The sequence below is a fragment of the Pseudomonas sp. ANT_H4 genome (assembly GCF_008369295.1).
In the GTDB taxonomy this organism is placed as follows: Bacteria; Pseudomonadota; Gammaproteobacteria; order Pseudomonadales; family Pseudomonadaceae; genus Aquipseudomonas.
This window is the reverse complement of sequence record NZ_VOBG01000001.1, coordinates 226,036-238,374: the sequence shown is the minus strand read 5'-3', so window position 1 is coordinate 238,374 and position 12,339 is coordinate 226,036. Positions and strand designations below refer to the sequence as shown.

Genomic DNA, 12,339 nt, shown 5'->3' with positions numbered 1-12,339 from the left:
CTGCGCCGCCCAACGCGGGCAAGCCCGCTCGCCACACAGGCCATTACGATCATCAATGCCCGTGGCTCCTGCCCACATGGGAATGCTCCGACTCACTCGCCGCCACACCTCCGCTGACCTCCAGTCGCTTCAAAATCCCACATTGATCAATATCCGGCCCTTCGCCACAACGCTGGCGCAGGTCGAGTAACTGTTCCTGTAACGCCAACAACCCATCGATCCGCGCCTTGACGTGGTGGATGTGCTCGTCGATCAGCGCATTAACGTTTTCGCACTGGTCCTGCGGGCTATCTCGCAAACCCAACAGGCTGCGAATTTCCTCAAGGGTCATGTCCAGGCTGCGGCAGTTGCGGATAAAGGTCAGCCGCTCGGTGTGGGCCTGGGTGTACAAGCGGTAATTGCCCTCGCTGCGCGCGGGCGGCGGCAGCAGGCCTTCCTTCTCGTAATAACGGATGGTTTCCACCTGACAATCCGTCAGTTTTGCCAACTCACCGATCTTCATCGCAGCAATCTCCAAAAGGGTGCTTGACCCTATAGTGGCTACAGGGTCTTTACTTGGCAACAGGCACCTTTCCGGACCCGACTAATGAACGACTCTATCCACGCCCCGCACAAGCACGACCATGATCATGATCACGGCGAAAAGCTTCAGCCTGTGCAAAAGCACAATCATGGCAGCTCTTGCTGCTCCGGCGCCGCGGCACCGTCCCTGGTGCAATTGAGCGAAGCGCCCACCGCAGGCTCCAGGCTGAGCACCTTCCGCATCGAAGCCATGGACTGCCCCACCGAGCAGACGCTGATCCAGAACAAACTGGGCAAGCTCGCTGGCGTGCAACAACTGGAATTCAACCTGATCAACCGCGTCCTCGGTGTGACCCATGACTTGCCGACAACGGCACCGATCATCGAGGCCATCAAATCTCTGGGGATGCAGGCCGATCCGATCGAAGAAGGCATCGCCGCCGCCGCGCCTCCGGCCAAGAAACACTGGTGGCCATTGGCGCTGTCCGGCCTCGGTGCCTTGGGCGCCGAAGTGCTGCACTTCACCAATGCCGCGCCAACTTGGGTGATTGCCTTGGTGGCGCTGGTGTCGATCCTCAGCGGCGGCCTCACCACCTATAAAAAGGGCTGGATAGCCCTGAAAAACCTCAACCTGAACATCAACGCCCTGATGAGCATCGCCGTGACTGGCGCGGTCCTCATCGGCCAGTGGCCGGAAGCGGCCATGGTGATGTTCTTGTTCACTGTGGCCGAGTTGATCGAGGCCAAGTCCCTGGACCGCGCGCGTAACGCCATCAGCGGCTTGATGCAGATGACTCCGGAGCAGGCCACGGTTCGTCAAGCTGACGGAAGCTGGATTGAAAAAGACGTTAAAACCATTGAACTGGACGCTATCGTGCGGGTTCGTCCCGGCGAGCGCATTGGCCTGGACGGCGAGGTGGTGTCCGGCCAGTCGACCATCGACCAGGCGCCCATCACCGGTGAAAGCCTGCCCATCGAGAAAACCGTCGGCGACAAGGTTTTCGCCGGCACCATCAACCAGGCCGGTTCCCTGGAATACAAAGTCACCGCGGCCGCCAACAATTCCACCCTGGCGCGGATCATCCACGCCGTGGAACAGGCCCAGGGCGCGCGGGCGCCGACCCAGCGCTTTGTCGACAGCTTTTCCAAAATCTACACCCCGGTAGTGTTCCTCTTTGCCTTGGGCGTGGCCGTGATTCCACCGCTGTTCATGGGCGGCATCTGGTTCGACTGGATCTACCGCGCGCTGGTGTTGCTGGTAGTGGCTTGCCCGTGTGCGCTGGTGATTTCCACCCCGGTGACCATCGTCAGCGGCCTGGCTGCAGCCGCCCGCAAAGGCATCCTGATCAAGGGCGGCGTGTACCTGGAGGGCGGTTACAAACTCGACTACCTGGCCCTGGACAAGACCGGCACCATCACCCACGGCAAGCCGGTGCAAACCGATTACCTGGCGCTGCTCCCCAATTTTGAAGGCCGCGCGCCGGCACTGGCGGCGAGCCTTGCCGGTCGTTCCGATCACCCGGTGTCCCTGGCCATCGCCAACGCGGCGGTGGATAAAAATCTGCCCGTGCATGCTGTGGATAACTTCGAAGCCCTGACCGGTCGTGGTGTACGCGGTGAGATCAACGGCGAGGTCTATCACCTGGGCAACCACCGCCTTGTGGAAGAACTGGGCCTATGTTCACCGGCCCTGGAAGAAAAACTCTTCGCCCTGGAAAAGCAAGGCAAGTCCGTGGTCCTGCTGCTGGACAAATCCGGCCCGCTGGCACTGTTCGCCGTGGCTGATACCGTCAAGGACAGCAGCCGCGAAGCGATCCAGCAATTGCATGACCTGGGTATCAAAACCCTGATGCTCACCGGCGATAATACCCACACCGCCCAGGCGATTGCCGCCCAGGTCGGCATCGATCAGGCCCGGGGCGACCTGTTGCCCACCGAAAAACTGCAAGCGATTGAAGCCCTCTACGGCAAGGGCTATCGGGTCGGCATGGTTGGCGACGGTATAAACGACGCCCCGGCGCTGGCCCGTGCCGAGATCGGTTTTGCCATGGCCGCCGCCGGTACAGACACCGCCATCGAGACCGCCGACGTGGCGCTGATGGACGATGACCTGCGCAAGATTCCGGCATTCATACGGCTGTCGCGGCAAACGTCGAGTATCCTCAAGCAGAACATCGCCCTGGCGCTGGTGGTCAAGGCGATCTTCCTCGCGGTGACCTTCTTCGGGATGGCCACCATGTGGATGGCGGTGTTCGCCGACATGGGCGTGAGCCTGCTGGTGGTGTTCAATGGTCTGCGCTTGTTGCGCAAATAGTCGATGTGAGGGTGGTGTGCTGAGTGCTGAGCTGAAGGCGTTTTATATGGTCGCCCGTCTGGGTAGCATTACCCAGGCGGCGAAAAAGCTAGGCCTGAGCCAGCCCACGGTGACCACCCAGGTTCGCCATCTGGAAAGCCAGTATTCGGTTGAGCTGTTCTACCGGGGCGGGCGCCGCCTGACGGTCAGTGACGAAGGTGCGCGGCTGCTACCGATGGTCAAGGCGTTGTTGCAGCAGGAAAGCGATATCGAGTTTTTCCTGCGCAACAGCGGCCAGGTCCAGGGCACGCTGAGAATTGCCGCGACCGCTCCGTACTACATCCTCGATTTGGTAAAAACCTTTCGCGAAAGGCTGCCCCGGGTGGAAGTCTCGGTGGAGATCGGCAACTCCCAGCAGGTGCTGGAAGCGCTGGAAGACTACCGGGTGGATATCGCCGCGTCATCGCAATTGCTGGAGGACCCGCGCCTGATTCGTCGGGTGTTGGGCACTGATCCGCTGGTGCTGGCGGTGCATCGCAATCATCCTCTGGCGGTGCTGGACCCTGTGCCGTTGAGCGCCCTGGCCGGGCACACTTTGTTGATGCGCGAAGCAGGTTCCACCACTCGGCGGCTGACCGAAGAAATGTTGCAGGGCGCGGGGGTGAGTTACGGCCCGCTGCTGGAGATTGGCAGCCGGGAATCGATTCGCGAGGCGGTGCTGCGCAATATTGGCATCAGCATCATTGCTCGCCAGGAAGTGCCCCATGATCCGCAGTTGCGGGTACTGACCATCGAGAATGCGCCGCAGATTGCCGAATACCTGTACTGCCTCAAGGAGCGAAAGGGCGCGCGGTTGCCGGCGGCCTTTCTGGGGTTGGCGCAGGAAATGTCGCCAGCGGGCTGACTACTTTCTGTGGCAAGCCCGCTCGCCACACATAATTGTTCAGCCCTGCCCAAATCTACCAATACCACTATCGCTCACTTTTGCCTTCCTGCCACACGAGCTACGCATTTGCTCCCTAGGATGGCCTTCATCAGTTTGATGAGGTGCCTCCATGAACACAGCCATGACCAACCCCGGCGCGCCGATGAAGGTGCGCGGTATCCAGAAGCGTTTCGGCGCCTTTACCGCTCTGGACAACGTGTCCCTGGATGTCGCCGCCGGTGAACTGGTGTGCCTGCTCGGCCCGTCCGGCTGCGGCAAGACCACCTTGTTGCGTTGTATCGCAGGGCTGGAGCGCCAGGACAGTGGCGAGTTGTACCTGGGTGAGCGCGACGTTTCCCTACTGGCCCCTCAGGCGCGGGACTACGGCATTCTGTTCCAGTCCTACGCGCTGTTTCCCAACCTCACCGTCGCAGCGAACATCGGCTACGGCCTGGCCGGCAGCGGCCGCGATGAAGTGCGCAAGCGCGTCGGGCAGATGCTGGAACTGGTGGGCCTGCTGGGCAGCGAAAAGAAATACCCCGGCCAACTCTCCGGCGGCCAACAACAACGCGTGGCCCTGGCCCGTGCCCTGGCGCCCGCACCTTCGCTGTTGTTGCTTGATGAGCCGATGTCCGCCCTCGACGCCCGCGTGCGCGAGCATCTGTGTACCGAACTGCGCCAATTGCAACAGCGCCTGGGCATCACCACCCTGATGGTCACCCACAATCAGGACGAGGCCATGCTGATGGCCGACCGCATCGCCGTGATGAATAACGGCAAGGTTGAGCAATACGCCACTCCCCAGGAAATTTACGATCGCCCGGCCACGCCTTTCGTCGCCGAATTTGTCGGCCAAGGCAACTGGCTGCCGTTCAGCCGCAACAGCGCCAGCCATGCCCAGGTCGGCGGGATGAATGTGCGGTTGGCCGAGAACTCCGGCAAAGCGGCATCGGGTCGTTTGTTCTGCCGCCCCGAAGCCATCAGCGTCAACCCGCCAGTGCATGAGGAAAACCTGTTCCCGGCCAAGGTCCGTGAGATCACCTTCCTCGGGAACCGTTGCCGCATGAGCTTTGAGCTGGACCAATTGCCCGGCCATTCACTGTTGGCCGAACTGGCCCCGGAAGCCATGCCGCGCCTTGGCTCCCAGGACATCTGGGTTGCGCTGCCGCCGCGCAGCCTGCAGGTGTTTGCCTGAGATGGCTGCCGACATGACCTTGCCGGTACCCGACAACGTGGCTCGTCAGGCTTCCCGTGCCGAACTCGGCGACCGCATTTTCGTACTGGGCGGCAAGCTGCTGCTGTTGCTCCTGCTGGGCGTGGCGGTGTTGCTACCGCTGCTGGCGATCTTTTGGCGTGGTTTCAGCGCTGAAGATGGGCAGGGCGGTGGCCTGGTGGCTGCGCGCGAGTTGCTCACCAGTGACAATTTCCACTGGCTGCTGGGCAATAGCCTGAAGGTTTCCCTCAGTGTCTCGGCCATCGTCGTACCGCTGGCCTACCTGTTTGCCTACGCGCTGCAACGCACACTGATCCCCGGCAAGGTCATCTGGCGAGGCATGTCATTGCTGCCGCTGATGGCGCCTTCGATGCTGCCGGGTATCGCACTGGTCTATCTATTCGGCAACCAAGGAATGTTGCGCGGGTTGCTGTCGGACAACATCTACGGCTTCTGGGGTATTGTCATTGGTGAGGTCATCTACACCTTTCCCCATGCGCTGATGATCCTGTTGTCGGCGCTGTCCCTGGCGGATGCGCGGCTGTTCGACGCCGCGTCGAGCATGGGCGCAAGCCCCGCCCGAGCTTTTCGTAGCATCACTTGGCCGGCAACGCGCCAGGCGGTATTCGCCGCGTTCTGCCTGGTGTTCACCCTGACCATCACCGACTTCGGCGTGCCTGTGGTGGTGGGCGGCGACTACCAAGTGCTGGCGTTGGAAGCTTACAAAGCGGTAGTCGGCCAACAACAATTTGGCCGTGGCGCCTTGATCGGCATGGTGCTGCTGCTGCCAGCGTTGTTCAGCTTTGGCGTTGATGCCTGGCTGCGCCGTCGTCATGGTGACTCCATGAGCGGTCGCGCCCAGGTCTTTCAACCTGCGCCATCGCGGCTGCGGGACGGCTGTTACCTGGCCATCGTCCTGCTGATCTGTACGGTGTTGCTGCTGGTGTTCGGCATGGCGGTCTATTCATCGCTGGTGAAGTTCTGGCCCTATAACCTGTCGCTGTCGCTGAACCATTACCAGTTCAACGACACGGCGGGCGGCGGCTGGCTGGCCTATCGCAACAGTTTGACCATGGCCCTGTGCACGGCATTGATCGGCAGCGTGCTGATCTTCACCGGCGCCTACCTGATGGAAAAGACCCACGGCCAACGCGGCCTGAACCTGGCATTGCGCATGCTCAGTTTCGTACCGATGGCGGTACCGGGCCTGGTGCTGGGCCTGGGCTACGTGTTCTTTTTCAACCTCCCCGGCAACCCGCTGCATGTGTTCTACGGGACCATGACCCTGCTGGTGGTGTGCACCATTGCTCACTACTTGACCACCGCACAAATGACCGCCACCACGGCCCTGCGCCAACTAGACGCGGAATTTGAAGCCGCCGCGTTGTCCCTCAAGGCGCCGCTTTACCGCCACTACCTACGGGTCACCGTGCCGATTTGCCTGCCGGCGTTACTGGACATCGTGCGCTACCTGTTCGTCTCGGCGATGACCACTGTCTCGGCGGCGATCTTCCTCTACAGCCCCAACACCATCCTCGCGGCGGTGGCGGTTCTGAACATGGACGACGCCGGCAATGTTGGCGGTGCGGCGGCCATGTCCACGCTCATTCTGTTCACCTCGGCGGGCGTATCGCTGCTGCTGGCGTGGGCCTCACGCGGTTTGTTGCGCCGCTCCCAGGCCTGGCGCCAAACCGCGCCTGGTCAATAAATAAATCCGTCCCCATTAAAAAACGTCCCCATTAAAAAGGAACTGCACCATGTTCAAGCCCCTGGCGTTAGCCGCTGCTGTGCTCGCTGCGTTCAGTCTGAATGCCTTCGCTGCGAAAACCGAGTTGACCGTCTACACGGCCCTCGAAGCCGAGCAGCTGAAGACCTACAAAAAAGCCTTCGAAGCCGCCAACCCAGACATTGAAATAAAATGGGTGCGCGACTCCACCGGGATCATCACCGCCAAGCTGCTGGCTGAAAAAGCCCGCCCGCAGGCTGACGCAGTCTGGGGCTTGGCGGCGTCCAGCCTGGCCATTCTTGACCAACAAGGCATGCTGCAAAGCTACGCCCCGAAAGACCTGGGCAAGATCGGCGCGAACTACCGTGACGCCGCCAACCCTCCGGCCTGGGTCGGCATGGACGTGTGGGCCGCGACTATCTGTTTCAACACTGTCGAAGCTGAAAAGCAGGGCCTGACCAAGCCGATCAGTTGGCAAGACCTGACCAAGCCCGAGTACAAGGGCAAGATTGTCATGCCCAACCCGGCGTCGTCCGGCACGGGCTTCCTGGATGTCAGCGCCTGGCTGCAGACTTTCGGCGAGAAGCAGGGTTGGCAGTACATGGACGACCTGCACCAGAACATCGGCCAGTATGTTCACTCCGGTTCCAAACCGTGCAAGCTGGCGGCTTCCGGTGAGTTCCCGATCGGGATTTCCTTCGAATACCCAGCCGTTCAGTTGAAACGCCAAGGCGCGCCGCTGGACATCGTGCTGCCCAAAGAGGGCCTGGGTTGGGACATCGAAGCCACCGCCGTAATCAAGGGCACCGCTCATGAGGACGCGGCGAAGAAGCTCGCCGACTTCTCTGCCAGCACTGCCGCGATGGACCTGTATAAAGAGAACTTCGCCGTGCTCGCCCAGCCGGGTATTGCCAAGCCGCAGACCGAATTGCCGGCTGACTATGAGCAGCGGCTGATCAAGAACGACTTCGCCTGGGCTTCGAAAAACCGCGACAACATCCTGACCGAGTGGCGCAAGCGCTATGACGGCAAGTCGGAGAAGGTGGCGGGGCAGTAATTTTTCGGTTTGAGCTGATGGCCCCATCGCGGGCAAGCCCGGCTCCCACAGGGGAATGCATTCCAATGTGGGAGCCGGGCTTGCCCGCGATGACGGTCTCACATTCAGGACAGCACTTCATGACACACCACAGCGATCTACTGATCATCGGCGCCGGCATCCTCGGCCTTTCCCACGCTTACGCCGCAGCCAAACGCGGCCTCAAGGTCAAGGTGTTCGAGCGCAGCGCCACGCCCTTGGGCGCCTCGGTACGCAACTTCGGCCAGGCCCTGGTCACCGGCCAGCCGCCAGGGCCGATGCTCGACCTGGCTCTGGAAAGCCGTGACATCTGGGGTCAATGGGCGCAGTTGGCCGGCATCCAGCTCAAGCGCAACGGCTCCTACTTGTTTGCCCGCACCGAAGCGGAAGAAGATTTGCTGGAAGCTTTTTGCGCCGGCCGCGCCCGGGAGCATGGCTACCGCGTCGAGCTGCTACAGGGCGCTGCGATGAGTGATCTGTATGGCGGCCAGTTCCGCCATCACCGCGCTGCGCTCCTTGGCCAGGACGATCAGCAGCTGTATTCGCGCGAAGCTATCCCGGCGTTGATCAACTACCTGAGTCGCGAACTCAAGGTGGAGTTTCACTTTTCCACGCTGGTACGCGACGTCGAGCCTGGTCAGGTGCATACCACCGCCGGGACTTTTCGCGGTGAGCAGATCATCGTCTGCTCCGGTCATGACTACCAAACCCTGCTGGCCGAGCAAATGGCCGAACTCAATCTGCAAACCTGCCGCCTGCAAATGCTGCGCGTCAAGCCTCAGGTAGATTTGAATCTGCAGCACGCACTGCTGACCGGCCTGAGCTGCGTGCATTACGGTGCCTTCGCTGACCTGCCGGAAGCGGCGGCGGTGCAGGCACAAATCCTTCGTGACACGCCACACCTGCACGAAAACGGCATCCATCTGCTGATCAGCCCGACGCCTTATGGTGAACTGATCATCGGCGATTCTCACCATTACGGTAGTGATCCATCACCATTCAACGCCGAACAGGTGGATAACTGGATGATCGAACTGGCCGAGCACACGCTAGGCTGTGAGATTCAGGTGCTGGAACGCTGGCAGGGCGTTTATGGTTCCCGCGGGCCAGGGCCGTTTTCGTTCTTGCGGGTGGCGCCGGGCGTGAGTGCGGCGTTGATGCACACCGGCGTGGGCATGAGCGTGGGGCCGGCGATGGCCGAGGGCAATATCACCGATCTGTGGGGAGACGCTGCATGACGCTTGAACACGCCATCGCCGAAGTCTTCGGTCTTTACGAGCAACATGGCGCAGCCGATTACATCGGCGAACCGGTGTCGCAGATCGAGCACATGTCCCAGGCCGCGCAATTGGCCATGGCCGAAGGTTTTGATGATGAGGTGGTGTTGGCGGCGTTTTTCCATGACATCGGCCATCTTTGCGGCCATGGCGGCGAGAACATGGGCGGTTATGGCGTGGTCAGTCATGAGCGGCTGGGGGCTGATTATTTGCGGCGGGCCGGTTTCAGCGAGCGGATGGCGAAACTGGTGGAGTACCACGTCCAGGCCAAGCGCTACCTGACGTTCAGCCAGCCGGATTACTACGCGCGCCTGAGTGAAGCCAGCCGCCGCACACTGGGTTATCAGGGTGGCGTCATGACGGCAGATGAAGCGCGGGCGTTTGAGCAGGACCCGTTATGCGCCGTGAGTCTGCGTATGCGCCACTGGGATGAGCAGGCCAAGGAAATGCATGTGCCGGTGCTGGACCTGGGCCTCTTGAAGGCCAAGGCCCAGCGTTTGTTGGCTGCTTAGGTTTCGTCCAGACGCAGGGCCAGTGCTTCGATCTGTTCCTGGCGCTCGGCCTGGCTCAGTTTTGCGTGAGGGTTGAGGGACGACCATTGTGGATGGGCCCGGGCCTTGTTCAGCGATTCAGGTAACTTGCCTTCGCGCCAGGTCTTGTCCTGGGGGGTATCGACCTTGATGCTGTGCATGGCCGCATGGCCTCGCAGGTTCAAGGCCTTGAGCAGTTGCCGCTGGCGCAGGGCCAACAGGCGTAACACGCTGTCATCGACGGTCAGTTCACGCTGGCCCTTGATCTTGCCCAGCAGGCGGCTGCCATAACTGCGGGCGGTTTGCAGCGCGCCACCGGCGATGGCCCCGGCCAGGGCGGCAGCGCCAAGGGTCAGGCCGCCGACCAATAAATCCACACCCGCACCCGCCGCCGCGCCGGCCGCGATACCGCCGCCAACCCGCACACCCAGTTGCTTGAGCGTTTCGGGGTTGAACAGGTCGTCGCCCCAGCGGCCATCCAGCAGCGGCAAATCACTGGCGGCGGCATCTTGTGGGCGAAAGCCGAACAGCTTGAGCAGGGCTTCTACGCAACGTTGTTCGCGCTGGCGTACGGTTTTGCGCAGTTCGCTGATGGCTTGCTGTTCGATATCGGCCTCGCTGACCACGCTACGCCGGCAGGCGGCGCAGTCGATCAGCAGCTCGGCGATCAGCCGGGCGGCGCTTTGCTGACGGGCCTGGCGCTGGGCCTCTTGATCAATAATCAGCCGCTCCAGTTGTGGCCGTGAATGCTCCAGCAACAGGGCCAGGCTTTCATACAGTCGCCGCTCGCCGTCTTCCGGTGGCGCCACGCTGTCGAAGCGCACCAGCGCATGCAGGCCGAGGCGGGCCAGGGCTTCGCGCCAGTCTGGCTCGCGGTGTTCAGCGCTGCTGACAAAATTGAGCACCGGCAACAACGGTTTGCCGCAGCTGGCCAGCACTTGCAGTTCGTCGCGGTATTTGGCCAGCACCGGTTCGCGGGCGTCGATTACGTAGAGCCCGGCGTCGCAGGCCAGCAACTGGCGCAGGACCTTGGCTTCCTGTTCGAAACGCTGCCGGGCTTCGCTGCCGTCCAGAAAGCGCGCCAGTCTGGCCGGGCCGTCGAGGCGTTCGCCGGGGCGGTCCAGACGTTCGAGGTAGTCGAGCAGGGCGATGGCATCTTCCAGTCCGGGGGTGTCGTACAGCTCCAGCAGAGCTTCGCCGTTCACCGACAGGCGCGCGCCTTCGACATGGCGGGTGGTGCTCGGGCGATGGGAGACTTCACCAAAGCCCACATCCCGAGTCAGGGTGCGCAGAAGCGAGGTCTTGCCGACATTGGTGTGGCCGACCACGGCAAGTTTCAGCGGTTTAGTCATGACCTGTCTCCAGCCAATTGAGCGGCGCGCAGTCGGCGAATGGCAATTGCAACTGCTGCAAGGCTGTATGCCAATCGCCAAGGCGTTCAGCATCCAGGGCCTGGCCCGGCGGCGCTTGTAGCAGCCAGACACGGGTGGCCGTGGCACTGCGGGCCAGTTCGGCGATCAGCGCCAGGCTGCCGCGATCTGGCGAACGGCGCGGGTCGCAGGCGATGGCCAGGCGCGCGGGCGGGAAACGGGTCAATTGCTCCAGCAGCTTGTGCCGCGATTCGCGGCTGTCGAGGATGCCGGCGTCCTTGACGTTGGCGGGCAGTTTTGGCGGCCATGGGCGTTGATCATCAAGCTCGATGGCCACCAGCAGAGCGCCATCGCTTTCCAGGGTGCTGACGCCACCGGTCACGTGATGCAGCTGTTCGGGCGCGGCGTCGTTGACCCCAAGGCGCTCGCTGCTGGGCATCAAACGCTCACGCAATGGGCTGTAGCCAGGCAGGTTGAGGTCCAGGCGCAAGGCGGTGCGTCCGTGTTTCCAGCGCCATAGGCACAGCAATGCGAGGATCAGTCGGGGCAGGATGCCGTAGATCAGCAGTACGCCGACCAGCCAGGCGGCCCAGGCTTGGCGGGCGCTTTCGATGTTCAGTGCCGAATCGCCGCTGGCGCGGATCATCTCGACGGTGGGCACGCTGAAACCCAGCAGTGCGGGCAGGGCGCCGAGGGTTTGGGTCACGCTGACAAAGGTATCGGCCCGCAGAATAGTGGTTTCCCAGACAAAACCGTAGCGCCGGGTCGCCATCAAAGTCAGCAGGATCACCAGCGCGCTGAACAGGGCCAGCAGCCACAAGCCATTGACCAGCACTCCCACTGCCCAGCGATTGAGTTTCTTGCGCTGCAACAGGAGCAACAGTGCCGGCGCCAGTTGCGCGGCCTTGGCGTCACGGGCGAGTTTTTCGCTGAGCCACAACCACAGGCGCCCGAGGCTGGCACCATGCTCGCCGGCAAACAACAGGCCCAAGGCCCAGCTCAAGAGCAGGATCAGGTTCAAGCCCAGCAGGCTGCCCAGGGCCCAGAACACATTGACCGGCGTCAGGCCGTTGCCCAGCGCGGCGAATGCCAGGCCGGCGCCGCTGATGATGGCGATCACGGCCAATACCATCAGCGCCAGCCGTGCGCCTTGCAGCCAATGCTGCAGGGCGGCGGTCAGGCCATCACGTTCGGCCAGCCACAGGGCGCGGTTTTGAATGCGCGTCGGCAAGTCGCCGCCAGTGCTACGGGCCAGGCGATTGGCTTCTTGGTCTTCCAAAGGGCCCGCGTGTTCTTCACGCAGGCGCACGGTTTCCGTTAGCCAGAGTTGGTGCAGGGGAGTCAGAGCAGTCACGCGCCGTCCTGTTGTGCAAGTGAGGTTGGAGCATAACCGCTGTGGCGTGGGTTG

10 protein-coding genes are annotated in these 12,339 nt (G+C 62.2%); 7 read left to right on the top strand and 3 right to left on the bottom strand.

Annotated features, from left to right (window positions below; all coding sequences use genetic code 11):
- Positions 1-52: 52 nt before the first annotated feature.
- The gene (cadR, locus tag FQ182_RS01135) at positions 53-502 is read right to left on the bottom strand and encodes a Cd(II)/Pb(II)-responsive transcriptional regulator (RefSeq protein ID WP_149412248.1); all 450 of its coding nucleotides are present in this window, start codon (positions 500-502) and stop codon (positions 53-55) included.
- Positions 503-586: 84 nt separating this feature from the next.
- Between cadR and FQ182_RS01130 the strand changes: the two genes are divergently transcribed.
- The 7 genes from FQ182_RS01130 (at position 587) to FQ182_RS01100 (ending at position 9,543) form a co-directional block, all read left to right on the top strand.
- The gene (locus FQ182_RS01130) at positions 587-2,836 is read left to right on the top strand and encodes a heavy metal translocating P-type ATPase (protein ID WP_149412247.1); all 2,250 of its coding nucleotides are present in this window, start codon (positions 587-589) and stop codon (positions 2,834-2,836) included.
- A gap of 16 nt (positions 2,837-2,852) precedes the next feature.
- Complete coding sequence (locus FQ182_RS01125) at positions 2,853-3,719, top strand: LysR family transcriptional regulator (RefSeq protein ID WP_149412246.1); 867 nt, start codon at positions 2,853-2,855, stop codon at positions 3,717-3,719.
- A gap of 151 nt (positions 3,720-3,870) precedes the next feature.
- On the top strand, positions 3,871-4,935 hold the full coding sequence (locus FQ182_RS01120; RefSeq protein WP_149412245.1) for a putative 2-aminoethylphosphonate ABC transporter ATP-binding protein: 1,065 nt from the start codon (positions 3,871-3,873) through the stop codon (positions 4,933-4,935).
- 1 nt (position 4,936) lies between these two features.
- A complete protein-coding gene (locus FQ182_RS01115; RefSeq protein ID WP_149412244.1) occupies positions 4,937-6,661 on the top strand; it encodes a putative 2-aminoethylphosphonate ABC transporter permease subunit in 1,725 nt (574 codons plus the stop codon).
- Between the two features lie 49 nt (positions 6,662-6,710).
- A complete protein-coding gene (locus tag FQ182_RS01110; RefSeq protein WP_149412243.1) occupies positions 6,711-7,736 on the top strand; it encodes a putative 2-aminoethylphosphonate ABC transporter substrate-binding protein in 1,026 nt (341 codons plus the stop codon).
- Between the two features lie 119 nt (positions 7,737-7,855).
- The gene (locus FQ182_RS01105; protein WP_149412242.1) at positions 7,856-8,992 is read left to right on the top strand and encodes a TIGR03364 family FAD-dependent oxidoreductase; all 1,137 of its coding nucleotides are present in this window, start codon (positions 7,856-7,858) and stop codon (positions 8,990-8,992) included.
- Positions 8,989-9,543 (top strand): phosphonate degradation HD-domain oxygenase, encoded by a 555-nt coding sequence (locus FQ182_RS01100; protein ID WP_149412241.1) that lies wholly within the window; start codon positions 8,989-8,991, stop codon positions 9,541-9,543. The genes FQ182_RS01105 and FQ182_RS01100 overlap by 4 nt, the downstream gene beginning before the upstream one ends.
- Here the strand turns inward: FQ182_RS01100 and FQ182_RS01095 are convergent.
- Positions 9,540-10,913, bottom strand: coding sequence for a DUF3482 domain-containing protein (locus FQ182_RS01095; protein WP_149412240.1), 1,374 nt, complete (start codon positions 10,911-10,913; stop codon positions 9,540-9,542). The two genes, FQ182_RS01100 and FQ182_RS01095, sit on opposite strands and share 4 nt — an antisense overlap.
- The gene (locus tag FQ182_RS01090; protein WP_149412239.1) at positions 10,906-12,285 is read right to left on the bottom strand and encodes a DUF2868 domain-containing protein; all 1,380 of its coding nucleotides are present in this window, start codon (positions 12,283-12,285) and stop codon (positions 10,906-10,908) included. The genes FQ182_RS01095 and FQ182_RS01090 overlap by 8 nt, the downstream gene beginning before the upstream one ends.
- Between the last annotated feature and the right edge of the window lie 54 nt (positions 12,286-12,339).